Origin of the sequence: Cetobacterium sp. 2A, assembly GCF_014250685.1 — a bacterium.
Taxonomy (GTDB): Bacteria; Fusobacteriota; Fusobacteriia; order Fusobacteriales; family Fusobacteriaceae; genus Cetobacterium.
This window is the reverse complement of record NZ_JACFAJ010000006.1, coordinates 1,259,843-1,286,379: the sequence shown is the minus strand read 5'-3', so window position 1 is coordinate 1,286,379 and position 26,537 is coordinate 1,259,843. Positions and strand designations below refer to the sequence as shown.

At 28.4% G+C, this 26,537-nt stretch carries 31 protein-coding genes; 18 read left to right on the top strand and 13 right to left on the bottom strand.

Translation table 11 applies throughout. The features are described 5' to 3' along the window. Positions 1-25: 25 nt before the first annotated feature. The 6 genes from H3N56_RS13385 (at position 26) to H3N56_RS10090 (ending at position 3,564) form a co-directional block, all read left to right on the top strand. Positions 26-148: a hypothetical protein gene (locus tag H3N56_RS13385; protein WP_255492174.1), complete on the top strand. Its 123-nt coding sequence runs from the start codon at positions 26-28 to the stop codon at positions 146-148. Positions 149-164: 16 nt separating this feature from the next. Then, a complete protein-coding gene (locus H3N56_RS10110; protein ID WP_185881060.1) occupies positions 165-866 on the top strand; it encodes a ParA family protein in 702 nt (233 codons plus the stop codon). Continuing rightward, positions 856-1,566: a hypothetical protein gene (locus H3N56_RS10105; RefSeq protein WP_185881059.1), complete on the top strand. Its 711-nt coding sequence runs from the start codon at positions 856-858 to the stop codon at positions 1,564-1,566. Before H3N56_RS10110 ends, H3N56_RS10105 begins: the two co-directional genes overlap by 11 nt. A gap of 1 nt (position 1,567) precedes the next feature. Then, positions 1,568-1,780 carry a hypothetical protein gene (locus tag H3N56_RS10100; RefSeq protein WP_185881058.1) on the top strand — a complete coding sequence of 71 codons (213 nt, stop codon included), beginning with the start codon at positions 1,568-1,570 and terminating at the stop codon, positions 1,778-1,780. Between the two features lie 3 nt (positions 1,781-1,783). Beyond that, positions 1,784-2,026, top strand: a complete 243-nt coding sequence (locus tag H3N56_RS10095; RefSeq protein ID WP_185881057.1) for a hypothetical protein — start codon at positions 1,784-1,786, stop codon at positions 2,024-2,026. Between the two features lie 161 nt (positions 2,027-2,187). After that, entirely contained in the window at positions 2,188-3,564 is a 1,377-nt protein-coding gene (locus H3N56_RS10090; protein WP_185881056.1) for a recombinase family protein, read from the top strand. 33 nt (positions 3,565-3,597) lie between these two features. Here H3N56_RS10090 and H3N56_RS10085 read toward each other — a convergent pair whose 3' ends face one another. The 3 genes from H3N56_RS10085 to H3N56_RS10075 form a co-directional block, all read right to left on the bottom strand. Then, positions 3,598-3,816: a hypothetical protein gene (locus tag H3N56_RS10085; RefSeq protein ID WP_185881055.1), complete on the bottom strand. Its 219-nt coding sequence runs from the start codon at positions 3,814-3,816 to the stop codon at positions 3,598-3,600. 94 nt (positions 3,817-3,910) lie between these two features. Continuing rightward, the gene (gene yfcE, locus H3N56_RS10080; protein ID WP_185881054.1) at positions 3,911-4,456 is read right to left on the bottom strand and encodes a phosphodiesterase; all 546 of its coding nucleotides are present in this window, start codon (positions 4,454-4,456) and stop codon (positions 3,911-3,913) included. Between the two features lie 21 nt (positions 4,457-4,477). After that, the gene (locus H3N56_RS10075; RefSeq protein WP_185881053.1) at positions 4,478-4,957 is read right to left on the bottom strand and encodes a D-Ala-D-Ala carboxypeptidase family metallohydrolase; all 480 of its coding nucleotides are present in this window, start codon (positions 4,955-4,957) and stop codon (positions 4,478-4,480) included. Between the two features lie 283 nt (positions 4,958-5,240). On the opposite strand from H3N56_RS10075, the gene H3N56_RS10070 reads away from it, so the two are divergent. After that, entirely contained in the window at positions 5,241-5,591 is a 351-nt protein-coding gene (locus H3N56_RS10070; RefSeq protein WP_185881052.1) for a hypothetical protein, read from the top strand. A 36-nt stretch (positions 5,592-5,627) separates the two neighbouring features. On the opposite strand, the gene H3N56_RS10065 is transcribed toward H3N56_RS10070, so the two are convergent. After that, a complete protein-coding gene (locus tag H3N56_RS10065) occupies positions 5,628-7,031 on the bottom strand; it encodes a carbon starvation protein A (RefSeq protein WP_185881051.1) in 1,404 nt (467 codons plus the stop codon). Positions 7,032-7,214: 183 nt separating this feature from the next. Between H3N56_RS10065 and H3N56_RS10060 the strand changes: the two genes are divergently transcribed. The 3 genes from H3N56_RS10060 (at position 7,215) to H3N56_RS10050 (ending at position 10,311) form a co-directional block, all read left to right on the top strand. Beyond that, positions 7,215-8,867: a sensor histidine kinase gene (locus H3N56_RS10060; protein ID WP_185881050.1), complete on the top strand. Its 1,653-nt coding sequence runs from the start codon at positions 7,215-7,217 to the stop codon at positions 8,865-8,867. 15 nt (positions 8,868-8,882) lie between these two features. Next, positions 8,883-9,605 (top strand): LytTR family DNA-binding domain-containing protein, encoded by a 723-nt coding sequence (locus tag H3N56_RS10055; protein ID WP_185881049.1) that lies wholly within the window; start codon positions 8,883-8,885, stop codon positions 9,603-9,605. Between the two features lie 94 nt (positions 9,606-9,699). Continuing rightward, positions 9,700-10,311 carry a YitT family protein gene (locus H3N56_RS10050; protein ID WP_185881048.1) on the top strand — a complete coding sequence of 204 codons (612 nt, stop codon included), beginning with the start codon at positions 9,700-9,702 and terminating at the stop codon, positions 10,309-10,311. A 22-nt stretch (positions 10,312-10,333) separates the two neighbouring features. On the opposite strand, the gene H3N56_RS10045 is transcribed toward H3N56_RS10050, so the two are convergent. Both H3N56_RS10045 and H3N56_RS10040 read right to left on the bottom strand, forming a co-directional pair. After that, positions 10,334-10,828, bottom strand: coding sequence for a flavodoxin (locus tag H3N56_RS10045; RefSeq protein ID WP_185881047.1), 495 nt, complete (start codon positions 10,826-10,828; stop codon positions 10,334-10,336). A gap of 82 nt (positions 10,829-10,910) precedes the next feature. Further along, positions 10,911-11,648: an EI24 domain-containing protein gene (locus H3N56_RS10040; protein ID WP_185881046.1), complete on the bottom strand. Its 738-nt coding sequence runs from the start codon at positions 11,646-11,648 to the stop codon at positions 10,911-10,913. A gap of 159 nt (positions 11,649-11,807) precedes the next feature. Here H3N56_RS10040 and H3N56_RS10035 point away from each other — a divergent pair, with 159 nt between their 5' ends. From H3N56_RS10035 to H3N56_RS10025, 3 genes are all read left to right on the top strand, one after another. After that, positions 11,808-12,455 carry a murein L,D-transpeptidase catalytic domain family protein gene (locus H3N56_RS10035; RefSeq protein ID WP_185881045.1) on the top strand — a complete coding sequence of 216 codons (648 nt, stop codon included), beginning with the start codon at positions 11,808-11,810 and terminating at the stop codon, positions 12,453-12,455. Between the two features lie 85 nt (positions 12,456-12,540). Further along, the gene (nfo, locus tag H3N56_RS10030) at positions 12,541-13,398 is read left to right on the top strand and encodes a deoxyribonuclease IV (protein ID WP_185881044.1); all 858 of its coding nucleotides are present in this window, start codon (positions 12,541-12,543) and stop codon (positions 13,396-13,398) included. Positions 13,399-13,416: 18 nt separating this feature from the next. Further along, positions 13,417-13,926 carry a nitroreductase family protein gene (locus H3N56_RS10025; protein WP_185881043.1) on the top strand — a complete coding sequence of 170 codons (510 nt, stop codon included), beginning with the start codon at positions 13,417-13,419 and terminating at the stop codon, positions 13,924-13,926. 36 nt (positions 13,927-13,962) lie between these two features. Here H3N56_RS10025 and mprF read toward each other — a convergent pair whose 3' ends face one another. From mprF to H3N56_RS10010, 3 genes are read right to left on the bottom strand one after another with little or no spacing between them, the layout of a single operon-like run. Next, the gene (gene mprF, locus H3N56_RS10020; RefSeq protein WP_185881042.1) at positions 13,963-16,509 is read right to left on the bottom strand and encodes a bifunctional lysylphosphatidylglycerol flippase/synthetase MprF; all 2,547 of its coding nucleotides are present in this window, start codon (positions 16,507-16,509) and stop codon (positions 13,963-13,965) included. A gap of 27 nt (positions 16,510-16,536) precedes the next feature. Beyond that, on the bottom strand, positions 16,537-17,127 hold the full coding sequence (locus H3N56_RS10015; RefSeq protein WP_185881041.1) for an HdeD family acid-resistance protein: 591 nt from the start codon (positions 17,125-17,127) through the stop codon (positions 16,537-16,539). Positions 17,128-17,178: 51 nt separating this feature from the next. Next, positions 17,179-18,477: a chloride channel protein gene (locus H3N56_RS10010; RefSeq protein ID WP_185881040.1), complete on the bottom strand. Its 1,299-nt coding sequence runs from the start codon at positions 18,475-18,477 to the stop codon at positions 17,179-17,181. A 214-nt stretch (positions 18,478-18,691) separates the two neighbouring features. Here H3N56_RS10010 and H3N56_RS10005 point away from each other — a divergent pair, with 214 nt between their 5' ends. From H3N56_RS10005 to H3N56_RS09995, 3 genes are all read left to right on the top strand, one after another. Beyond that, entirely contained in the window at positions 18,692-18,907 is a 216-nt protein-coding gene (locus tag H3N56_RS10005; RefSeq protein WP_185881039.1) for a hypothetical protein, read from the top strand. A 120-nt stretch (positions 18,908-19,027) separates the two neighbouring features. After that, on the top strand, positions 19,028-20,491 hold the full coding sequence (locus H3N56_RS10000) for a glutamate decarboxylase (protein ID WP_185881038.1): 1,464 nt from the start codon (positions 19,028-19,030) through the stop codon (positions 20,489-20,491). A gap of 70 nt (positions 20,492-20,561) precedes the next feature. After that, on the top strand, positions 20,562-21,485 hold the full coding sequence (locus tag H3N56_RS09995; RefSeq protein WP_185881037.1) for a DUF5996 family protein: 924 nt from the start codon (positions 20,562-20,564) through the stop codon (positions 21,483-21,485). 44 nt (positions 21,486-21,529) lie between these two features. On the opposite strand, the gene H3N56_RS09990 is transcribed toward H3N56_RS09995, so the two are convergent. Continuing rightward, positions 21,530-22,072, bottom strand: a complete 543-nt coding sequence (locus tag H3N56_RS09990) for a hypothetical protein (RefSeq protein WP_185881036.1) — start codon at positions 22,070-22,072, stop codon at positions 21,530-21,532. A gap of 116 nt (positions 22,073-22,188) precedes the next feature. Between H3N56_RS09990 and H3N56_RS09985 the strand changes: the two genes are divergently transcribed. Continuing rightward, entirely contained in the window at positions 22,189-22,875 is a 687-nt protein-coding gene (locus tag H3N56_RS09985) for a pseudouridine synthase (RefSeq protein WP_185881035.1), read from the top strand. Positions 22,876-22,911: 36 nt separating this feature from the next. Then, positions 22,912-23,901 (top strand): tyrosine-type recombinase/integrase, encoded by a 990-nt coding sequence (locus H3N56_RS09980; RefSeq protein ID WP_185881034.1) that lies wholly within the window; start codon positions 22,912-22,914, stop codon positions 23,899-23,901. Between the two features lie 207 nt (positions 23,902-24,108). Here the strand turns inward: H3N56_RS09980 and H3N56_RS09975 are convergent, their stop codons facing one another. The 3 genes from H3N56_RS09975 to nagA all read right to left on the bottom strand — a co-directional run bounded on the left by H3N56_RS09975 (position 24,109) and on the right by nagA (position 26,535). Next, positions 24,109-24,903, bottom strand: coding sequence for a family 1 encapsulin nanocompartment shell protein (locus tag H3N56_RS09975; protein WP_185881033.1), 795 nt, complete (start codon positions 24,901-24,903; stop codon positions 24,109-24,111). Positions 24,904-24,916: 13 nt separating this feature from the next. Next, the gene (locus H3N56_RS09970; protein ID WP_185881032.1) at positions 24,917-25,270 is read right to left on the bottom strand and encodes an encapsulin-associated ferritin-like protein; all 354 of its coding nucleotides are present in this window, start codon (positions 25,268-25,270) and stop codon (positions 24,917-24,919) included. 125 nt (positions 25,271-25,395) lie between these two features. Then, on the bottom strand, positions 25,396-26,535 hold the full coding sequence (gene nagA, locus H3N56_RS09965) for an N-acetylglucosamine-6-phosphate deacetylase (RefSeq protein ID WP_185881031.1): 1,140 nt from the start codon (positions 26,533-26,535) through the stop codon (positions 25,396-25,398). Between the last annotated feature and the right edge of the window lie 2 nt (positions 26,536-26,537).

Genomic DNA, 26,537 nt, shown 5'->3' with positions numbered 1-26,537 from the left:
GATAAAATGTCAAGGGGTGAATAAAATGGCAATAAAGTTTATAGGAAATGAAGTTTTTGCAAGTGTTTCAATAAATGGGAAACACAGAATTATAAGAGGAAACAATATTGATGAGATATTCAGAAAATTAGAAGAGATATTATTATAAAAAAAGGAGGGTTAAATTGTCAATAATATTAGTTAAAAATAACAAGGGTGGCGTTGGTAAGAGTTGGTTAACTCTTCAACTGGGACATGCGTTAGCACTTTTAGGTAAAAATGTACTAATACTTACATCAGATTCACAAAATAATATTTTAGATTTTTCTGGGATTGATGTAGCTCTTGGTGATGGGCTAGAAAGTTGGGTAACAAAAGGATCTGGAGATATTGTAAGACTTAGGGATAATTTAAACTATATTCCTCTTTCAAATAATAACTTTTCTAAGATATTTAGAAATAAAGTTAAAGAAAGAATAATACTTTTAAAAGAAGAATATGATTACATATTAATAGATTCAGTTCCAACTCTGAAAGTTGATAAAGAGTTTGAAGAGATAGCAGATATAATAGTAATTCCAGGGTTTATGGATATTGTAACCCTTCAAGGGGTGAATAAAATTTTAGAAAGTGTAAATGTTAAAAAAGTTAAAGCAATAATTCCAAATAGATTTAACAATACTGCATATGAAAAAATATTATTAGAAGACTTCAAAGCCATTCTGGAGGGTACGGATATACTTCTTACTAGCCCAATTAGACAAAGTGCAATCATAAGCAATTTGATAGCTAAGAATAAAACTGTATGGGAAACAAATTCAAAAAAAATAGAGTCGGTACAAGAAATTTTAGGGTCTGTCTTGGAGGTTATTTTAAATGAAAAATAGCGTACTGGGAAAAATTAAAAATCAGATCTCTTCTGTTAAAACAGAAGAGAGACAACTTCAAGAATATCTTTCAACGTTTGATTTCGAAAGTTTCGAAATCAATGAAAATGATAAAAATTTTATAACTGAAAGAGAAAATGTTTTTATAAAAAATGGGAAAATCTATTCAGATAGTTTATATAAAATGTGTCTAACATTACTTGAAATTAAGGAAAGATTAACAAATAGTGAAATAGGATTTATGGCTTGGTATACACATATTGGACTTAATAAAGATAAAGTGAGTGAACTTTTAAAAAGAGCATACTTATATAAGCATTTCAACTCTCACAAACCTTTTATATCATCTCTTTCTGGATATGCAGTTAGAGTCATAACAGCAAAAGAAGTAACATTTGATGAGCAGTTAGAAATAATTGAGAATAAAATCACAGCAGTAAAAGAAATAAAAGAAACTATAAACAATAATGAATCCATTGGAGAAATAGTAACCAGTAATAAAACATTTAAATATTTTAATATTAAGTCTGTTGAAAAAATTCATAAAGATGTTGAAAAAATGGATTTAAAAGAAGTTTTTAATGCAAAAAAAGAAATAGAAATTTACAAGAAACTATTGAAAGAAGCTGAAAAAAAATTAGAAGAGAAAGAAAAAGAGTATGAGAATAAAGACAATTTAAAGTTGTTGGAGGCTGATTAATTTGATAAAAAAAGATGAGTCTGGAATAAAACTAAAAGATGTTAAATGTTATAACTCTAAATTTCATGACAAACATTCAGTTGGATGGACAACAAATGAAGTTGAATACATAACAACAACTAAAGATACGTTAGTTGTCATGAGCCTAACCCTTGGTCGAACAGCTGGAGCTGTTTGCCAAATGAGAGGTAAATTAAGAAAAATAGGAGGTTAATAGATGCCTTGGGTATGTAAAAAATGTGGCGGAGAAGTTGTTGCGCATACTTCATATACAGTAACTTATATTAGACCTATAAACAAAGAAAAATCAAGACCTATTGTAAGTATGAAAAATGAAACTAAGTTTAATTTAACTCGTGAAAAAAATTTTGGATTTGTTGCAGAGAATTATTGGTGCAAAAAATGTGATGAACTTTTTGTGGATAAAGATCTAGAAGATTTAGTCGAATGGAGAGATTAATATGAAGAAAAAAATTATAATAAATGGGAGGAATACAAATGCAATGTATTAAAATAAGTGTTGAGGAATATACAGAAGTAGAAAAAGATTTTTATAGAAGTAATTTAATAAAATTGATAGAAGAAGTGACTGTAGAAGATGTAGCATCTTAGGAGGACAGAATGAAAAAAGCACTTCTATATCTGCGAGTTAGTACTGCAATGCAAGAAGAAAAAGATAGCTTAAACAAACAAAAACAAGAATCTCTTGATTTTATAAAAAGTAAAGGTTTTACACTATATAAAATAATAGAAGAGGTTGAAACTGGAAAAAATACCGAGAGAGAAGGACTTAAAACTCTTGAATTTGAAATTAAATCAAAAAAATTTGATGTACTTATATTTTACTCACTGAGCAGATTGGGAAGAGTACAATTCGATATTCATAGAATAATTAATTTAGCTGATCATAGCAGAATTACATACTACTCAGTTACTGAGAATTTTATTAATTCTGAAAGTGAAATGGGAAGAATGATGTTGGGGATAGTAGCTTCGCTTGCTGAACAGGAGTCGACAACAATTTCAAAGAGAGTATCAAGCAGAATGAGAGCTTATGCTACTCAAGGATACTTTCTTCAAAAACCTCCACTTGGATTTGATGTTAAAGATAAAATACTTGTTGAAAATGAAGATGGAAATAAAATAAGAGATATTTTTTCTTCGTATCTGAATGGAGAAGGAAAAGGATCAATAGCTAAAAGATATAATAAATGTATTAAAAGTATAGATTGTATCCTTAAAAATCCAGCTTATGCAGGGTTTGTTAGATTCGGAGGAAGAAGAAGGGATAAAGTAACTAATAAACAAGTTAAGTGTGAAGAAACTGTTTATAAAGGCTTACATAAAGCTATAATAGAAATTGAGCAATATGAAGCTGTGCAAAGATTGCTGTCTCAGAGATACATTTCACCCATTAGATCCGTAAACAATGATAAATATCTTCTCGGTGGAATTGTAAGATGTGAATGTGGATTAAAATTTTATGGTCAGAAAGCTTACGATAGAAAAAAGCAAGCAAGACAAAAATCATATTACAGATGCCTCGGCACTAGCATAAAAAAATGTCATGCTCCATTTATTCCTGTTGCTGAACTAGAAGAAGCGGTAATAGCAACTTTGAAAAAATATTCAAAAGATAATTTTTCTTTTCTATCCACTAAAAAATCAAATAAGAAAATTGATAATAAATCTAAAATAGAAAAACTTTTACAAAAAAAATCACGAACAGTTGAAGCTTATACAGACTGTAATATTTCCAGAGATGATTACTTAAAATTAATTTCTAAAATAAATTCTGAAATAAGTGTTCTTGAGTCGGTATCATCTCCTCAAATAGCAAAAATTGAAATAGATGATCTAAAGAAAAAATTCATTTCACTTTTAAATAATTTTGATAAAGTTGAAAGAATTGAGCAGAAGAAGATTTTACAAATAATAATAAAAGAAGTTATAGTTTTGAATAGAGAAAGTTTCGAAATAAAACTTAATATAATATAAATAAGGAGAGTAACTATCAACTCTCCTTTTGTTTTATAATTTTGTATGTATAGATTGTAGCGAAAAAGTGGAACACTTACATCCTAATCCTACTTCAACACATTTAGTTGGATCTTTATAAACAACTTCCCAACCATCATCTTCACCTTCGTCATATCCAATTTCACCTATAAATGATAACTCAAAACCTTCTTTATCTAGTTGATCTTCAGTTTTTCCAATTTTTTTTAAGAATTCCTCTTTAGTTAACATATTTATCTCCTCCCCAATTTATCATGGATAACATGGTTGCTCTTGGTTTAATCTATACTAATATTATATACTATTTTGTGCGTTATGTCAAAGATTATTGGAAATTTATTTTTTTTATTACTTCTCCATCTAAACTTTTAATTTCAAACGAGTTATTTTCAAAAACTCCATAACTGTTTTTATTGTTTTCTTTAGGTAAAGAAATTGATCCAGGATTTAAGATATATACATTTTCTTTAATCTCAGCTAATGGGATATGGGTATGTCCGTAAATTAAAATATCACCATTAGATATAGGTGGAAGATTTTCTTTATTGTATATATGACCGTGTGTTGCAAATATTCTTTTCTTTTTCCAGAATATTGTTGAGTAATCTCCCATAATTGGATACTCTAACATCATTTGATCAACTTCAGAGTCACAATTTCCTCTCACTGCAATAATTTTATCTTTTAATTTATTTAAGCATTTAGCTACTTCTTTTGGGTCGTAATCTTTAGGTAAAGGATTTCTAGGGCCATGATATAATTCATCTCCTAAAATTAAAAGTATGTCTCCTTGTTCCTTTTCAAATGCTTTTAGTGCTTTATTTAAATAATGAACTGAACCATGTATATCAGAAATAACAACTATTTTCATTTTACACTCCTTAATTTTTAATTAATAAATTATCCTATATTCTCTTCTTTCCAATTTTTGATCTCTTTTAAAAGAGATGTGGAATCTATTACTTCTAGGATAATAAAAAAATTGGTCAAACTTTAGATTTGAATTAATAATTTTTTTGTAAGTTGTTTTAGAATTTCCTGCCACTCTAAAATCAATCGCTAAACCTAATACATGCGCTGAAGTTTTAGAACCATTAACTTTTTTATTAATTTTTTTGTTTCTATACCATCCAGTTACATTGATAGGTTTTCCCAAAAAAGCTCTAAATTTATCAAGTCTTTTTGCAGAATAATAGATATTGTCTTCTAACTTTCTAGGAACCTCATTACTGATTTTATATTTTTTTCCAGTATCACTATAAGTAGCTTCTTTAGAGCTGAAATATTTTGAAATTTTTGTATCTCGTGTATTTAGTGAAGAACATCCGCTTAAACTAATTAGTATTATAATTATAGTAATATATTTATTCATAAGTCTATCTCCTTTTTCACACTTATAATAAGTTTATTACATTTAATTAAAATTTAAAAGAGGATTTTTTTATTTTTTTCAAAAAAACAAAAGAGAAGGGAACCACCCCTTCTCTAAAACCAAAAAACCAAAAACACAATATTAAAGGTAAGATAAATTTATTTCAATCCAAAAATTAGAAAATAAAAATTTTAAGTATAAAATGGCAAATCCCTTTAATATCTAGGTAATATTTTAACATAAAATTCAAATGAAATCAATAATTTTTTAAAGGAGTTTAATTATGAGAGACTTGTGGATAGAATTTGGTTTATTTCCAAAAATTTTTAGTGTTTTAAACTTTTATCGTATTAAAAAAGAACTAATTTATTCAGATGAAGAGTGTGAATTTTCAGATTATGCTTTAGAAGAATTAGAAGATGAATTGAAAACAATTTATCCTCTTCACTGTTTTATAACATTTGAAAAATTATTAAGTGATTTAAAAAATGATAATCCTGGATTAGAAGAAAAATTTATAAGAGAAAATATTGATATGAATGCATACATAGAGGAAAAACTTTTAAAAGCTAAAAATATAGAGCATGCTTATTTTTTTGATGGAGAACCGATTAAAATATTTAGATTGAAATAAAAAAGGATGAGGAAATAATTTCCTCATCCTTTTATTTTATTGCCCTTGAAGAATAGCTCTTCTCGCATATACTTTTTTTAAGAAAAATGCCATTGCTAAGATAGCTGCAGTTATACCAACTGTATAACCAATAGTTTCAGACAGTCTAAATCCTTCTGGAGCTATTAAGATATATGTAGTAACAACCGCTGTCATAAATGCTCCTGGAATTGAAGCTATCCAGTGATTCTTATTTTCATTTGCTAAGAATACAGCTCCAGCCCAAAGTGCAATTGTAGCTAATGTTTGATTAGACCAAGCAAAGTATCTCCATATAATTGTGAAGTCTATGAAACAAAGTCCTATTCCAATTACAAATAATGGAAGTGCAATAATAAATCTGTTTAAAATTGGTCCTTGTTTGTAGTTGATTGCATCTGCTATAGCAAGTCTAGCACTTCTAAATGCAGTATCTCCCGATGTTATTGGACACGCTACAACTCCTAATATAGCAAGAGCTCCTCCAACTTTTCCAAGTATAGAATTTGATATTGTACTTACAACGACTCCAGCAGATCCAGCAGATGCTAATCCCTCAGTTCCACCAAAGAAAGTCATAGCAGCAGCAGCCCATATAAGAGCAATTACTCCTTCAGCTATCATAGAACCATAAAATACTTGTCTTCCTTCTCTTTCATTTTTCATACATCTCGCCATTAGAGGAGATTGTGTAGCATGGAATCCTGAAATTGCTCCACATGCTATTGTAATGAAAAGATAAGGGTAAATAGATGTTTTTTGAGGATGTAGATTTTGGAAGGTAATTTCTGGAATATCATACCCTTTAAATATTAATCCACCAGCAATTCCTAATCCCATTATGATAAGTGAAGCTCCAAATATTGGATAAATTTTCCCGATTAATTTATCAACTGGTAATACTGTTGCTGTAATATAGTATAAGATGATAATTCCTACCCATACTAGACTGTCGATATTAGTCATACTAGCTAATATTCCAGCAGGACCATTTACGAAAACAACTCCAACTAAAACTAATAATACAACAGAGAAAACTCTCATAACTTTTTTAGCATTTTCTCCTAAATAAATTCCTACAATCTCTGCAATTGTTGTTCCGTTATGTTTTACAGATAACATTCCTGATAGGTAATCATGAGTTGCTCCTGCAAAAATACAACCAAACACTATCCATAAGAATGCAACTGGACCCCAAAGTGCACCGGCAACCGCTCCAAATATTGGACCTAACCCTGCAATGTTAAGAAATTGAATCAAAAATGCTTTTTTCCAATCTAGTTCAACATAGTCCACTCCATCAGCCATACGTTTTGCGGGTGTTTCTTTGTTTTCATCAATTCCAAATACTTTTTCCACATATTTTCCATAAAATATATACCCCAGAACAAGAGCCACTAGTGAAAGTAAAAAACTTATCATATACTCATCCCTCCATTTATTTTAATTATTAATTTATTATACATCAAAACAACAAAAATATATTTGTTTTGATATGAAATGTATTAAAACAGCATTGAAATACATTTTTAAGAGTATGAATAGTTTATTTTTATTTCATAATATTTATGTTATAATTAAATTATTATTTTTTGAGGTGATTTTTTGCTAGATTTAACAAGTCGTTTATTTAATACTTTAGGGTATATCATTGCAATTGCTTTTTTATTCACAAAATTTAAAAGCACAAAAAAAATCTTTTCTGAGGATAGATATACAAAAAAAGAAATCCTAATTCTTTGTATATTTTTTTCAGGACTATCTATATTAGGAACATATATAGGAGTCAATTATAAGGGTGCTATCGCCAACACACGTAACATAGGTGTTGTTGTTGGTGGAATACTCATAGGACCTAAAGTAGCAATCATAACAGGCCTTATAGCCGGGATACATCGATTCTTTGTAGATTTGGACGGGGTAACCGCAATTCCATGTGCTATATCTACTATATTAGGTGGAATAATTACTGGTATTGTCTACAGGAAATCCAATGTAAATAATCGTTATTTTCTGGGTTTTATTTGTGGAGTAATCATAGAAAGTTTGAGTATGATTTTAATTTTAATGTTTTCTGAAAATTTTGAACTGGCAAAGGAAATTGTACAGGACATTTACATCCCGATGCTTTTAATAAATGCGTTTGGAGTTTCAATTGTTATAATTATAATCGAAGGAATTTTAGAAGAGAAAGAGAGGATAGCAGGAACACAAGCTAAATTGGCATTAGAAATCGCCAATAAAACATTACCCTATTTTCGAAAAGGGGAATGCCTTGGTGATGTATGTGGAATAATTTTAGAATCTTTAAATGCACAGGCAGTTGTTATAACCGATAGAAAAGAGATTATAGCTTATAGGAAAAATTCTGGAGATTTTGAGATATATGATTCTCAAATTCAAAGTGAAGCTACAAAAAAAGTTTTAATAACTGGAGAAGTTCTTACTTCAGATCGAAATGGTGATATAATAGATTTTTCCCACCATAACATGAAAATTAAATCTTGTATCATATCTCCACTATTTGAAGGAGAAAAAGTATCGGGAACTTTAAAGATTTATTTTGATAAAGATAAAAGTATAACTGCTAGAAATAGATATCTAGCGATAGGGTTATCTCAACTGATTTCAACTCAGCTAGAAATAAGTAAAATGGAAAATCTAAAAATGATGGCACGAGATGCTGAACTAAAAGCTTTACAAACTCAGATAAATCCTCATTTCTTATTTAATGCTCTTCATGCAACTGCATCATTTGTTAGGATAAATCCAGCTAAAGCCAGAAATATAATAATAGATTTATCGACTTATCTTCGTTATAACTTAGATAATCCATCTAGATTTGTGACTTTGGATAAAGAACTAGAACAAGTTAAAGCATATGTTAATATTGAACAAGCTAGATTTCAAGATAAAATAAAAGTAAATTATAATATTGATCAGGAAGTTAATGAAATAAAAATTCCTAGTTTAATAATCCAACCTTTAGTTGAAAATAGTATTAAACATGGAATATTAAAACAAAGAGAACAAGGAATTATAAATATAGATGCCATAAAATATGACAAGGGATGTATTATTTCTATTGAAGATAACGGTGTAGGGATAAAAAAAGAAATCATAAATTCTATAGATCAAGAAATTGATAAAAGTATAGGATTAAAAAATGTACATAATAGAATCAAACTTATTTATGGAGAAGGATTAAAAATTGAACAACTTGAAAAAGGAACTAAAATTTCTTTCTACGTAGAATAAAATGGGAGGGGATAAATGTTAAAGTGCTTGATAGTGGAAGATGAGTTTCCAGCAAGAGAGGAACTTAAATATTTTATAAAAAATCATAAAGGGCTAGATATTGACGGGGAATTTGAAAATCCTTTAGATGCTTTAAAATATATTCAAGATCATAAAGTTGATGTAGTATTTTTAGATATAAACATGCCAGAATTAGATGGAATGAGCCTTGGAAAAATATTGTATAAACTAGATGAAGAAATAAAACTTGTATTTATAACAGCCTACAAAGATTATGCTGTAGATGCATTTGAAATTAAAGCTTTTGATTATCTTTTAAAACCATATTCAGAAGATAGAATATTAGAGGTTTTAAATTCGCTAGTGGATCAAAAACAAGTAGAGCAAATAAAAACTGTATCTAAAGTTAATAAAATTACAGTTACATCAGAGGATAAAATGTATGTAATATCTATTCAAGAAATTTATTACATAGAAGCATCGGAAAAAGAAACCTTAATTCATACAAAAAATAGAATTTATTCTTCTAAGATTAAGATTTCGAAGTTTGAAGAAATACTTCCAGATGAATATTTTTTTAGAACTCATCGTTCATACATAATAAACTTAGATAAGATAATAGAGATAGAACCGTGGTTTAATACGACGTATATACTTAAAATTATGGACTTAAGTTTCAAAATTCCAGTAAGTCGTAATAATATGAAAGATTTAAAAGAATTACTACTAATTAAGTAATAAAATAAATAATACTTTTGTTGAAAAAATGTTGAAAATAGGGTACAATACCACTTGTGTGTTCAAAAAAATAATACAAATACCAGGGGGTATCATGATTTACAAAACATTTTTTAAAGAGTTTCTAATTATTAATTTTGGTTTTTTTATTTGTGCATTTGGAATAGTTAATTTTATGGTTCCTGCTAAACTTGCAGCTGGCGGAATAACTGGTCTTTCTACGATACTTCATTATGTAATTAATTATCCTGTAGGTACAATTATGTTGGTATTTAATATACCAATCTTTATTATTGGTGCATTAACAATAGGAAAAGAATATGCAATAAAATGTTTATATGGAATTTTTTTATTTCCATTCTATACAAGAATGATTGAAAAGTTCTTAGTTTTTCCAAGTATAACTTCATATTCAGAGTCTAATATACTGATAGGAGCAATCTTTTCTGGAGTCCTTATAGGGGCTGGAGTAGGTTTTGCAGTCGCTGCTGGAAGTAATACAGGTGGAAGCGTTATAATCGCTCAGGTAATGAATAAATACACGCTAGTTCCTGTGGGAACTTGTATGTTCATAATAGATTCTCTTGTAGTTGGAAGTTCTGCATTAGTTTTTGGAATTAATGCCGCTTTAACAGCAATTATATGTCCATTTATAATGGGGAAAATGGTAAATGTAATTACTAAAAGAGTAGTAATATCAAGATAAAAAAAGGCAACTAAGAAATTTCTTAGTTGCCTAAATTTTTAATCCAATTATCCAATTTTTCATTAATTTCATCCATCATAAACATTTCGTCAAGTGCTAGTCCAATGAATTTATTATTAATAACAGATTTACTTTTTTCAAAAGAATACCCTTCTAAAGATGTAGAACCTATAACCTCTCCATTATTTTCAATAATAATATCATAAAGATCTCTGATAGCATCTATAAAAGTGGCTGCAAAAAATCCTTGATTACCTCTTCCGATTAATCCAACTTTTTTATTAGAAAAATCGGTATTCTTCAAATCGTCCATTACTCTCATCCAATCTTCCTGTAACTGACCAGCTCCATATGTAGGAGCAAGAAAAATTAAAATATCAAAATCCTTAATTTTTTCAATTCCGTTAGATACATCAAAAATTTCTGGATTGTCTTTTAATTTATTCTTTAAAATAGCAGCTATATACTCTGTTTTTCCTCTTGTACTTCCATAAAAAATACCTATTTTTTTAATCATAAAATTTATCTCTCCTCTCAATGTATACAATTTAACTATACATATAATAAAGGAAAGTTATTTCAAAATCAAGAAATAAATATTATTTATTATCTAAAAGTTTCAAGGTTCCAATAGTAGTAGCCACACAAGTTAATAGAGGAGCGATAAAAATACCTATAATTGGTATTAAAAATAAAAATAAAAAAATAATCCCATTGATTAAAGAAAATGTAAAATGTTTCTTTGAGAAATTTGAAGAATCTTTGTGAGACATTCCCTTTCTTTCTAAAGTATAATCGGCAAAAGACGCTCCTGAGAAATATCCTTGTAAAAGTAAAAGTAGTAGTGGAGCAAATAGATTTACTACCGGAATAAATCCTAATAATAAGATAAAAATAGTTCCAAGTATTTCGATAGCGAAATATCTACTCGAAAGCAAAATTCCTCTAAAGACAAATTTAATATTCTCCTTTAAAGAAAATTTAAAACTAACTCCAGTTAATGTAGATTCAGTTCTTTCAGAGATATAACTTAAAAATGGGGATAATATTATAAGTAAAAGGCTCTTATAAATTAAAAAGTATACCAAGAATCCTATTACAAGTACTAAAAGTTTTAAAACAAGAAGCGCTAAATTTGAATATTGTTTAATATTTACAATTCTTTCAATTTGATTAAAAAGACTGAATGATATATAACTACTAAAATAATAAAGTAAAATAAAAAGTGCAATACTAATTAAGCCTGGTAAAAAATAAAACTTTTTCAAATTGCCTTTTTCAATTATTGAAAAAGCCTCGATATAACTTTGTATAATGTACCGAATACTCTTAATCATAAATCTCTCCTCCAAAAGTTTTTATAGTATATTGTAACTCTATAATCGCCCAATTAATAGTAGTAATAGAACAAAAATTTGACAAAATTTGAAATTTGTTATAGAATTATCTTAGTTAATTTTTATTTTTGTTCTAAAACTAAAAAACTAGAGGTGATTATGAAAAGATTTAAATTTGTATTATTTGCTTTAGCTTTCCTGGGAATATTCAGTAGTTCTTTTTCTGAAGATAAAAAAATAGACAGTTTATACAAGGAAATGAACCTTGAAAATGTTGTGAACTATGATGTGTTTAAATCCGCACTTGAAGGATTTTATAAAATAAAAGATAGAAAAAAAGAAATTGTTACAATTATAGATTTTACTAAACCATCAACTAAAGAAAGATTTTATGTGCTAGATTTAAAAGAAAAACACATGCTGTATAAATCAGTTGTTTCTCACGGTAAAAACAGTGGTGGAAATATGGCTACTTCTTTTTCTAATCAAAATGGATCAAATAAAAGTTCTTTAGGATTTTTCTTGACAGAAAATACATATTTCGGGAAAAATGGATATTCTCTTAGATTAGATGGATTAGAAGAAGGAATAAACGATAAGGCAAAAGAAAGAGCTATTGTTGTACATGGTGCAAATTATGCAAATCCTTCTGCTATTTCAGGTCTTGGAAGATTAGGGAGAAGTCTTGGATGCCCAGCACTTCCAACTAATATAAGCAAAGAAGTTATAAATGTTATAAAAGATGGATCGGTTATGTATATACATGGAAACGATAATCAATATTTGGCTAAAAGTCATTTAATATAGTAAGAGTATTTAGAGGAGGGATTGAATCTCTCCTCTTTTTAATATATACTATACAAGTACACTTCGTAGATTTGGAGGAAAAATTATGAATAAAAAAATAAATAAATTTATAGGAGCGCATGTTTCAGCAACTGGTGGGCCACAAGCGACTCCAGTGAACGCTAAAAAAATAGGCGCAAAAGCATTTGGAATGTTTGTGAAAAATCAAAGAAGATGGGACTCTAAACCACTTACAGAAAAAGAAATTATTGAATTTAAAGCTGCGATGGCTGAAAATGGTTATACACCAGAACAGGTACTTCCACATGATGGTTACCTTATAAACCTAGGAAGTCCTGATCCTGAAAAAAGAGAAAAATCGTTAAATGCATTTATTGATGAGATGGATAGAGTTAATAGACTCGGTTTAATATATTTAAATATGCATCCAGGAAGTCATCTAAAAGAAATTAGTGAAGAAGAATGTCTAGGATATATAGCTGAATCAATTAATGCTGCTCATAAAGCTATTCCAAACGTCATAATAGTTATGGAAAATACAGCAGGTCAAGGCTCAAATATGGGATATACATTTGATCACTTAGGAAAAATAATAGAAATGATAGAGGATAAATCGCGTATAGGAGTTTGTATTGATACTTGCCATACACTAACTGCTGGATACGAGCTAAAAGATGAAGCTGGATATAATAAAACTATGGATGAATTTGAAAAGAAAATTGGATTTAAATATTTAAAAGGAGTCCATTTAAATGATTCGAAATTTGATACTGGAACTAAAAAGGATAGACATGACAGCATTGGTAAAGGAGTAATGGGGATGGACTTCTTTGAAAGAATTATGAATGATTCAAGATTTGATAATATTCCTATTATTTTAGAAACTATAGATGATACAATTTGGAAAGAAGAGATCGAAATGTTGTACGGTCTTATAAAATAAAATACGGGGTGAGAAGTTATGGATTTTTTAAACAGAAGAACAGTCAGAAGATATCAAGATAAAAAGGTGGAAAAAATTAAAATTCATGAAATTTTAAGAACGGCACTAGTTTCACCAAGTGGTAAAAATACTAAGCCATATGAATTTTTGGTTGTTGAAGATGAAGCAACTCTAAAAAAATTATCTCATTCAAAACAAATGGGAGCAACACTTATAGATGGATCTCCGTTATCAATAGTAGTTTTAGGTAATGAAAATTCAACTACTTGGGTTGAAGATTGCTCAATCGCATGTACAATGATACAATTAAAGGCATTTGATTTAGGATTGGGTTCTTGTTGGGTACAGATTAAGGAAAGAAAGACATCTGCTGGAACTGATTCGGAAGAATACATAAGAAATCTTTTAGGAATCCCTGGATATTTAAGAGTTTTAGCTATAATTTCAATAGGATATTCTGATGAAATTAAACCTAGTCATTCAGAATCGGATATGGATTTTTCTAAAGTTCATTATGAGAACTATTAAAAAAAGATTGGGGCAAGAATTTCGCCCCAATCTTTTTTATTTTTTAGAAACTAATCCTTTAACTCCACCAGAAATCAAAAGAGTTGTATCCCTTAAAACTTTCGGAAGAGAAAATGGATTTGAATACGCTATATAGCGTGGTTCCCACTCTGGCTTAAATTTATCTTTAAATGCTCTTAATCCTTTAAAGTTATAAAAATATTCTCCGTGCGTAAATACCATATTCTCGACTTTGTTCCAGAATGAAGCTGAATCACTATCAATTCCAGAAAGAGGCGCCATTCCTAAAGTAAACCTCTTAAATCCCTCCTCTTTCGCATAAAGCATAATACATATGAAACAATATTCCATTATTCCATTAGGAGCTTCTTTTGTATATCTCATTAAATCTATTGTAAATTCTTCTTTATTTTGTGTAGTTAGCAAATTTGAAAATGCTAAAATTTTATTATCTTTTTTAACTACAGCAACCGGAAAATTTAAAAGATAAGGATTTGAAAATTTACCTAAAGAAAATCCTTTTTCTTTAGAATTCTTATCATCTAACCATTCGTCAGATATTTCTTTTAATTCGTTTAAAATTTCTGAAACTTTTTCTTTTGGGATAATTTCTAAAACATATCCATCTTTTGTAAACTTACTATATGTATATCTAAGTTTTCTCATCTCACTACCTTCTAGTGTGAATGTTGATAAGTTTACAACAGCATATTCTCCTATTTTTAAAAAACTTAAACCAATATCTAAATAAAAATCTAGATTTTTATTTCCAATTTCATAAAAAACAATATTTTTATGCTGTTCTTTACAATAATTATAAAATGTCCATATAGTCTCTCCGAATGATTCTTCATCTCCTATGGGTTCGCCCATAGAGATTAAAGAGTCTCCACTTCTTCCAAACATAATAAAAGATTTTTTATCTGGATCAAAAATAATTTGCTTATCTTTTAAAAGAGCAAGATATCCAGTTGTATTACTTGACTTTTCTATACAATTTCTAAGATTAGTTTCAAAATCTTCAGGAGTAAGAATTTCATTATTCGGTTCTTTAAAAATAAATTTTACAAGAAAAAAACAACAAAATACTAAAATAGCTCCTAAAATTCCTCTTGCAAATTTTGGAGTTTCATCATAAATGTTAAATCTCCAAAAGGTATCATATACAAAAAGTGCATTTTTATGAGAAAACAATCCAATATATATTCCTAAAACAATTGTTGAAATTACAAGCATAATCCACTTAATGGAAAATTTCTCTCTTAAAATAGATGATTTCCTATAAAAATAACTTTTGCATGGAAGAATAATAAGGAATATAACTCCTAATCCAATAGCTGAATTAGTATCTAAATCCTTTATTAAGGATACTACAATTCCTAAAGCTAAAAAGATTAAAGTTAAGTAATAAGAGATGTCAATTCTTTTGCTCAATCCATATGATAAAATTAAAAGTCCAGCTCCAACAATACTACCTATAAAATGAGAAAACTGTATTGTCACAATTGGAAAATATTCTTGAACTGAATTTATAGCCTGTATTTTAGCAGGGATAGAGCCTGAAAAAATTAAAAAAGCACCACTTATAAATATAAGTAAAGCAAGCAATTTTGGAAAAAGAGAAAATATATATCTACCTACATTAGAATCAAAATCTTTTAGTTTATTTTTTCCAAAAATTATATTACACAATATAAATCCTAATAAAGCAAGAAGCAGTGGAATGAAGAAATATGCTAATCTATAGATTAAAATAGCTCCTATAATTTTATTAACTGGATAATTAGATCCGATTAAAGCTATAAAAGTTAAATCAAATACTCCTAAACCTCCAGGTACATTACTTACTACACCCAAAATTTGAGCAGTTACAAAAATTGGGAAAAAGAACATAAAACTTATATGTAAACTATCTGGAAGAGCTAAATATAAAATTAAACTTATTGAGATCCAATCTGCTATAGCTAAGGTGAGTCTATATAGATAGATTTCTAAACTCTCACTATACTTTTTTAAAACTACCAAAGTAAATATAATAGCTCCTATAAGAAGAAATATTCCAATAGAAACTGTATTTTTTATTGGGATATGAAAAGGTAGTTTCAACACTGTTAAATTGACAGGAAGAAGAGTTAATAACCCTCCTCCTAACCAAAGTAGACCAAGCCAATATGTTGAATAACAAAATATTATTACATTAATTATGGTTTTGTATGGTATATCCCAAAGAGAATATAGATTTAATCTAACTCCAGAAGCTGTAAACCCAGAAAATCCAATAGAGTTAGAAAGTCCAAAACTTATAAATGAAGTAAACATTATTTTTATTTTGGAAAAGCTATATTTATCTTTTTTAAAAGCTAATATGTCAAATCCACTTAAGACTAAATAATCCAGTAATACAAAACATATTATGAGAAAAATTCTAAAAAAAGAAATTGCTTTAAATGAGTATTGTAACTCACCTAAAGAATATCTACCTATTTCTTTATGGATGAAGAAAATAGCTCCAAGAAATATTATAAATTCAATTATTATCTTTATAAATTCAAAAAATTGCTTTAATCCATTTTTTTCTTCCACTGAATGCACCTATCCTTACTGTATTCTTTAATTTTTTGAGTGTCTATATGCTTTGTCTATTTGGAATGCATAAACTATCAATAAAATTCCTGCAAACAGTATATAGAAAGCTAAAGTATATATTAATACAGATTCAACGAAGAATGGAGTTAATAAAGCTAAAACTCCAAATATTATATCCAGAATACCATTTAAAGTAATCATAGATTTGATACTACTTAAATAAGGAGTTTCAATATCAGATGAACCTCTTGAAAATATAAGCATGAATCCTCTAAATATTAAAAATACACCTAAGTAAATTACTAAGAAGAATAAACTATAAAAAGGATTGATAATAACTAAAACTGCTGATATTATCTCAAGGATTCCTTCAAATATAAGTATTCCCCAGTGTGCATTTGGATTGTTTCTAGAAGAGTAAGCATAGAATATATTCCCTATTCCTACAAACATTAAAAGCCATCCAATAACGTATACTATCGACATAGCGAATATATTTGGATTAAATAATGATAATCCTCCTAATATTACAAATACAATCCCTAAAACTAAATAATATTTCCACAATGTTTTTAAAGAGTTATTCAAGTCTAAAAAGTCAAATCTGTTGTCCATGGTACTACCTCCGTGTGATATTTATTTCATGAACTAATATTACAAGGAAATTTAATCTTTCCTTTTTAAATTGTGAATACTTCCTATATATTTCTTTAAAGCGGAATCATAAAGTGGATTCATTTTTAAAATTGAAGAAAAAAGCATAACAAAAATTGTTCCAATAGCTAGAGGATAAAATAAGTTAGTTGCTCCAGTAATTTCAACGATAAGTACAACACTCGTAATAGGAGCCCTGAAAATAGACGTCATAAGTAAACTCATTCCTAAAACTATAAAACAAATTATATATTCATTTGGAAAATTAAAAAATTTAACGATTACAAGTCCGTATATTTTACCTAAAATTGCTCCTATACTAATAAGAGGAACGAAGCTTCCACCCGGAATGAATGTAGAAGATGAGTAGACAAAGTATATTAATTTTGCAACTAAAATAACTACCAAATAACTTAATGAAAAATCGTTAAATATAATCTTATTAGCTATAATATAACCTTCACCAGTTAGATAGAAAAAATAGTAACTTACAAATATTGCTATTGTTATTGGAACTATTGGCTTTATAATATCTGGTAGTTTTATTCTTTTGTTCATATTTTCAAAAAAAGAAGCTAATTTAAAATAACATTTCCCCATGATTGTAGTAATAAGAGAAAATATAACGATAACATAATAATCTTGAAGTCTTATTACATCCAATAACTGAAAATCAAAGAATGGTCTTAATCCGAAAACTTTATACGTCATCCCACTAACAATTGTTGTGGATATAAAAATTGCCATAATATGTGGAGTTGAAATATTATTCATAATTTGTTCGAGTGCAAAAATCATACCAGTAAGAGGTGCATTAAATGCAGCAGATAATCCAGCTGCAGCTCCAGAAGTGACTAAATATTTTTTTTCTTTTTCTTGAGAGTTGCTAGCATTTCCTATAGCTTGTCCAGTTTCTGCTCCAAGTTCTATTGCTGGACCTTCTATACCAAATGATAACCCAGAGGAGAGAGCAGTAACGGCTCCAATTAATCTATATAAAATATCTCTAAGTACAACTTTATTTGAAGAGCTAAAATCTATATTATCTTCAACATCTGCCTTAACAAATCCTACTCCCCCTCCTCTAGTCATAGGATATTTTTTAGTTATGTATCCAAGAAAACAAGAACTTAAAATTATAAAAATCACTATTCCTAACATATCGTAAAAAGTGATATCTAATTTTAGATTTTGAAAAAAATCTTTTCTCCATAAATTTATTTTGTCCAATAAAACTCTGTATGTTATAACGATTATTCCCGTTAAAATTCCAACAAAAGTACATTTTAAATAAAAAAGTTTTTCATTCATTTATTCTCTCCTAGTTATTTTATATATATCTCATACTTATATATTTTTAATTATCCTTTTTCTATTATATATCAATATAATCATTAAAAAAATATATGATATTTCTCATTAGTATATTATTTTTTATAAAAAAATATAAAAATTTTTATATTGAGAATTATTTTTTATTAATGTAAACTCCAAGTATATAAACTGATTGGGGGAACTGGATAATATGATAAAATTAAATTTTAGAAAAATTGATAAAAGTCCTGTAGAAAATATTTACTACTACAAAGAAGACGAAACTCTATTGGTAGAGTTAAAGAGTTCTTTGATTTATATGTGTCATGATGTCCCTTTTGATAATATAATGGATATTTTAAAGGTAATAGAGTCTGGAGAAGATCCTATTTCTACTATAAAAAAATTTAATCCAATAATTATATAGTTTTTATAAAAATTATAACTAGAAGTAAAAAATATAGAAGGATTTTTTCAAAGTCTTGAGAATAAAGATAGTGAAATAAAATATTTACTTAACTTATATAGACTTTGAGGAGGTAACAAAATGCATTCTAGAAACGACGTTGAAAGAGAAAAAAGAAAATATGTTTTTGCACCAGATTCATCAACTACACCTTTATTCGGAAGTGTTGAAAGTGATGAAGTTTTACCAAGAGAAACTATTAATAATACAGCTATCGATCCAGCCATAGCTTATAGAATGGTAGCAGATGAAATGATGCATGACGGTAATCCAAGATACAATCTAGCGACTTTTGTACAAACCTATATGGAACCTGAAGCTACACAAGTTATGATAGATACTATGGCCACGAATGCGATAGATAAGGCTGAATATCCTCAAACTACTGAAGTTGAAAGAAGATGTGTAAGTATAATTGCTGATTTATGGAATGTTCCTGATGATGAAAATTATATGGGAACGTCTACAGTTGGTTCTTCTGAAGCATGTATGCTTGGTGGAATGGCTATGAAATTTAGATGGAGAAAAAGAGCAGAAGCTTTAGGTATAGATATAACAGCTAAAAAACCAAATCTTGTTGTTAGTTCAGGATTTCAAGTTGTTTGGGAAAAATTCTGTGTGTACTGGGATGTGGAATTAAGACAAGTTCCAATGACAGATATGAATAATTTAAGAATGGATCCAGACGCTGCAATAGCTGCATGCGATGACTATACAATAGGAATAGTTCCAATTATGGGTATAACTTATACTGGTACATTTGATGATATAGTTCTTTTAAATGAAAAATTAAACAAATACAATGAAACTGCAAAACTAAGTGTTCCAATTCACGTAGATGCTGCATCTGGAGGATTATATCTACCATTTGTAAATCCTGAACTTGTATGGGACTTTAGATTAAATAATGTTGTTTCAATCAGTACTTCAGGACATAAATTTGGTTTAGTATATCCAGGTATTGGTTGGGTACTATGGAGAGATGATGAGTATTTACCTAATGAGTTATTATTCAAAGTTTCTTATCTTGGTGCATTTACTCCTACATTCCAAATTAACTTCTCACGTCCAGGAAGTCAAATTTGGGCTCAATATTATAACTTTGTAAGATGGGGTTATGAAGGATACAAGGCAATTCATGAAAGATCAAGAGATTGTGGACTAGCACTTGTTGAAGGATTGAAAGAACTGGGTATATTTGAAATATTAAATGATGGAAAAAATATTCCTATTATATGTTGGAAAATGAAAGAGGGTGTCAACAAAATTTGGGATGAATATGATTTATCTGATAGAATCAGATATAATGGTTGGCAATTACCAGCATATCCATTACCTAAAAACTTTGAAGATGTCATAGTTATGAGAGTTGTTGTAAGAGCAGACCAAAGTATGGAGCAAATATCACTATTGCTTAAAGATTTAAAAGCAGCTATAGAATATTTAGATGCTCATATGGTTAAAGAAGCTAAAGCTTTAGAAAAAGATAATCAACTTCCAAGAGGATACACTCACAATGAGACAAGACTTGTGGATACAAAATAGATAAATTACTTTAAAAAGTTCTGTGATTATTTCATAGAACTTTTTTTATAATATAAGGAGATGAGAAGATATGATGGATAATTTAAAATATTCAGATTGGAAACCTACAGTTGATACATTAGGTATGTATTTACAAATGGCTGGAAAAGTTATGCTTGAAAGAAAACCTCAAGAACCTGAATGGGAGGCTGTTGCACTAAGGGTTACTCCTACAGGACTTACAACCGGACCTATAAATTCAGAAAATGGACTATTTATGATAGATTATAATTTTGTAGATCATAAAGTTATCATCTCTGATGAATCTGGCAAGAAAGTTGAAATTCCATTAGAGGATGGAGTTTCAGTTGCGCAGTTTTATAAAAAATTTATGGCGCAACTTGAGTTCTTAGGTCATAGAACAGATATATATACAATTCCCCAAGAATGGGATTTTAAAACACCATTTGAATTAGATGAAGAACATAAATCTTATGATAAAAAAAGTGTAGAGAAATGGTTTGAGATGGTTAAGTTTGCATACCAAGAACTAGATAAATATGCTGCACCTTTTAGAGGAAAAAGAAGTGGGATAGATTTTTGGTGGGGAACTGCAGATATGGGTACTCTTAGATTTTCTGGAAAACAATACCCGCTAAATCCAGCTTTCCCTGTTGGATTTAGATATGGAGTAGACGCAGAGCTTGTAGAGTGTGGATTTAGTTTGGGAAATAATCCAATAGGAGAGCCATATTTTTATGGATTTTTATTTGAAAACTCTCCCGAATACAAAACTTGGAAAATAAAACCTGATAAAGCATACTATAATGGATATTTTATATATCTACTTAAGGATGTTTTAGAAGAAAAAAATCCTAGTGAAAGTTTACAATTATTTTTTAATAGTGTATATGAGGCAGCAACAGTGATTCAAAAATGGGAGCACGTAGAAGAATTAACCAAACCTTTAGAAATGCCTCCTCAAAAACCTCATAGAGAACATATAGCAAAGTAGAAGATATAAAAAAGGATGATAAGTAAATTTATCATCCTTTTTTGTTATCTAGCTAGTTTTTTTAAAGATTTAATAATTGATTTATTATTTTCTATTTTTATAAACTTATCTAAAAGCCAATTGAATTCTTGATCATTTATTTTAAGTTCAGTTTTTACAAACTTTTCAAGTTTCTCAACTTCTCCAGGTAAAAGCATAGGTTTTAATGAATTATTAATTTCTTGAACAGTTGCAGCACCTTCAAAATAAGTGATTAACTTTTGCCAGTTTACAAATAAGTCTACTTTTCTTAGTAACATAACAGAAGTATAATTAAGTTCTGGAATTATTTTAAATCCTCTTCTACTTAAAAATACCTTTATTTCATCATCTTTTTCACTATAAAATATTACTTCTCCAGCTTTTTTAGTATTCATTATTTTAGGAACTTTAGAAGTTCTATTCTTTGTTTTTAAATATTTTGAAAGAGGTATTGTTTTAGTAGAAAGATAAAACTCAACCGCAAACTGGTTAAACGTCTTATTTTCAGGAAGAGTCCCTTGCTCTATAAAATCTACCATTTCATCAATTTTTTTGAAATCTATCATTTCATCTCCCGTAAAAATTTTTCTATTTACTAAATTATACCACCAATATTATAATTTGAAAAGTCCTGTCGTTTGTGATAGATTATAGTATAAGAGAAAATTGGAGGATAATTAATTTGAGACTTGATAAATTTTTAGTTGAATGTGGTATAGGAAGTAGAAGAGAAGTTAAAGACCTAGTTAGTAGAGGTCAAATAAGTGTAAATAAAAAAATATGTAAAAATGTTCAAGAGAATATAAATCCTGATAAAGATACTGTAACATATAATTCCATAGACTTGATTTATAAGGAATTTAGATACTATGTTCTTTATAAAATTGATGGATATGTTACAGCAACAGAAGATAAAAAAGATTCTACTGTTATGGAGCTTCTTCCTGAATGGGTAGTAAAAAAAGATCTATTTCCTGTTGGAAGATTAGATAAAGATACAGAAGGACTACTTCTTTTCACAAATGATGGAAAATTAGCTCATGAACTCACTTCTCCAAAAAAACATGTAGATAAAGTTTATTATGCAAAATTGGAAGAAACTATTTCTTCGGATGATATTCAAAAGTTAGAGAAGGGAGTAGATATAGGTGGACATATAACTATGCCAGCAAAAGTTGAAGCTCTATCTTCAAATGAAATAAACTTAACTATAAGGGAAGGGAAATTTCATCAAGTTAAGAAAATGTTAATAGCAGTTAATAATAAAGTTACATATTTAAAGAGAATAAAGTTTGGTAAATTATCTTTAGATAATATGAAACCAGGAGATGTTATTGAAATAAATAAAGATGACATTTATTTTCTTTAAATTAAATAACAGGACTAAAATTAGGATGTGAGCTTTATGGATATCATTATAAAGGAAAAAGGTAATATTGTACCAAGTAGAAGGAAAAAGAAAGTTAAAGAAGAGAGAAAAAGTATTTTTGAAATTTATAGATCCTCTAAAACTTTGAAAGATTATTTTTTTTATTTAAAAGATTTTTTAAATTTTGTATATGATGGCAGTAGTCCTATAGAAGGAGAAGAACTTATACAACTTATGACTGGAATTGAAATGGGAGATGTTGAAGATTATCTATCCCATCTTATAAACGAAAGAAATTTAAAAAAGACATCTATAAATAAAATTTTGTCAGCTTTAAAATCTCTATATAGAGAACTAGAAAAAAATGGACATGAAAATCCTTTCAAGTATATTCAACTTTTTAAAACTTCACGTGATTTAGAAAATATCTTAAAACTATCTTTCGAAGATATAAAAGAGATAATAAAAAAATATGATGTAACTGGAGAAAAAGAGTATAGAAACACAATAATACTTTATACACTTTTCTATACAGGGATGAGAAGTCAGGAACTTTTAGATTTACAGTTCAAACATATTTTAAAAAGAGACGGGGAATATTTTTTAAAATTAGAAAAAACAAAAAGTGGAAGAGAACAGTATAAACCTCTTCATGATTTTTTAGTTAAAAAATTAATGGAATATAAAAATTATATTTCAAATATTTACCTTATAAAAGAAAGTGAATTTGAGGAGAGATTTTTATTTCCAAGTTCATTTGAAAAAAATAAACCTCTATCTTATAGAGCTCTTTATAACGTAGTTCAAGATCTGGGAAAAGTTGTTGGAAAAAATATTAGCCCTCATAATGTGAGACATGCAATTGCAACTGAACTTTCTTTAAATGGAGCAGACTTAATTGAAATAAGAGACTTCTTAGGACATGCGGATACAAAAGTTACCGAAGTTTATATAAATGCAAAATCAATTATTGAAAAAAGAGTGCTTGAAAAGATACCTATGCCAAACATAGATGATACTTTTTAAATGCATTAAAACATCAAATTAAACGATAATAAAAGTTATTATTACTCAGAATAATTTTTATACAAACTATCAAACTGCATATAATTAGCCTTATATGCAGTGTTTGTTTTTAAATTTAAAGCATATTTATTATTTGAGCTAATTTATATAAATATGAAAGAAAAAGAGGTCTTTTGATTATAAAAGACCTCTTTTTTATTTTTAACATTATTTATCGTATACTACAACCAATGTTGGATCAGTTACTCTAAAAGTGAAAGTTAAAGTAACAAATAATTTAATATCTGTTTCTGTATGCTCTTGATATCCTATTGAATAATCTTGTCCGATTGTTAATTCTATATCTTCACTATCGAACGGAACTAATATTGCTCTATCTAAAAACTTACTAGAAATAATTTTACCGCCATCTAGTATCTCTTTTATTTTATTTATAAAATCATATCCTTGACCCATAGAATTAAGTTTTGTATATATGTCCTCACTTACAACTAAAGCGAAAGAACGATTTCCACTGTAAGAATCTTTAAGCTTAAACATTCCTCCAGCTATATTTCTTAAAACCTCTTCGGCAGTTTCACCTAAAATTAAATGATCGTGAGTTGATGAATTTATAAGACCAACTATACATGCATCATCCAATCCATTGTAGACTGATTTTTCAGCAAAAGATACAGTTTTATAAAGAGCATCTTCCAAAGATTTAAAATCAATATCTTGAGCACCTCTACTAATATTATCCATTTCCCATCTATTTACAACAAAATTTACTCTCTCCTCTATTAAAGGAAGCATCAAATTAACACCATAATGAACATCACTAGATTTATTAACAGACAGTCTTCCTGTCGGAATCGCTTTATAGTCATATCCTTTAGCACCATTATATCTTGCAAATTTTCTAACAGATAAAATTGAATTTAACACTCTTTTAGCTCTCTCGTCAATAGCATCCCATGCAGATTGTGATAGTGGTGCTAATTCTCTTTTTAAAAAGTTCATAATTAATACCTCCCTATTTTAAAGCTCCAAGATTTAAAGAACCAGAATTACTATCTTCATTTTTAGTTTCTCCTTGTTCAGCCTCAATTTCTACAACTGATTTTTTAGTAAAAAGATAAGTTTTCATAGGTTCATCTAAATGATCCATATTTCTTCTAAGCCATTCAAATAACATAGTTGCATGTTCCATCTCTTCATTTCTATTATGTAAAAGTATTGCTTTCAATGATTCGTTAGTACACACATCTGCTCTTTGATGGTACCACTCTATCGCTTCAATCTCTTCAATTAAACTTTGAAGTGCTCTTGTATCATCCTTTACTTTTTCACTTAGTATTTTTGTTGCTTCAACGTATTCTGCTGGCATACTTAAATCCCTCCTATTTTCTACTAACCAATTTCAATAAATCTAACTGTTAATATTATAGAAAAAAAATTCACAATTCCTTTTTTTATATAAAAAAAGAGGGAGCAGCTCCCTCTTTTTAACTTTTAAATTAATTTTCCTTTTGAAAAAACTTTTTCAACCTGAATATTTTTATTTAAGATAACTATATCAGCTATATGACCTGGTTGTAGTTTCCCATATCTATCTTCTACAGAAATTGCCTTCGCCGGATATAGAGTTGCCATTCTAATTGCTTCCTCTAAAGACACTCCAACTTTTTCTACCAAGTTTTTAACTCCAACATCCATTGTGAGAGCCGAACCTCCAAGAGTTCCATCCTCTCCAAAACATTTTCCATCTTTATAATAAACTTTATTTCCTTCAAAGTAAAAATATTCCATATTTGTTCCTACTGGTGACACAGCGTCTGTTACTAGATAGAGTCTTTCTCTCATAACTTTGTGAGCTAGCCTAATAGCAGCATAATCTACATGGAATCCATCAACAATTATACCGGCAGATATATCCATATCTAGAACTGCACCAGCTGCGCCAGGCTCTCTATGATTAAAAGAAGACATCCCATTAAAAAGATGAGTTGCTAATGTAATCCCGTATATTTTTTTATCTTCAATTTCTTTATAGGTAGCATTCGTATGACCAAGAGAAACTTTTATTCCTGATTTAGATAGAACTGATATATATTCTCCCTTTGTATTTTCTGGAGCAATAGTTATAATTTTAACTATCTCTCCTCCAGCTTTTGAAATTACATCGGTCATGTCAGCATCTAATTCTCTTATAAAATCTGCATTATGTATTCCTTTTTTCTTTACAGATATATATGGTCCCTCTATATGTAATCCTAAAACTCCAACTTCTTCTTTATCATCCATAGACTCTATTAGATTTATAGCTGATATTATATTTTTATCTCCAGTTGTTATAAGAGTTGGAAGGTACGAAGTACATCCATATTTCAAATTAGTTTTATTCATTATCTTTAAAGTTTCTCTAGTTATAGAATCATTAAAAAGAACTCCCCCGCATCCGTTCAATTGTAAATCAATAAATCCAGGAGTTATATATCCATTTTCTGCGTCTATTTTTTTTATATCTGGAAATCTTTCATCCAATTCATCTTCATTTATGATATTTAAAATTTCATTATTTTTTACTACAACACACTTTCCATGTAAAAATATATCTCCATTAAATACTTTCCCGTTTATTATAGCAAACATAA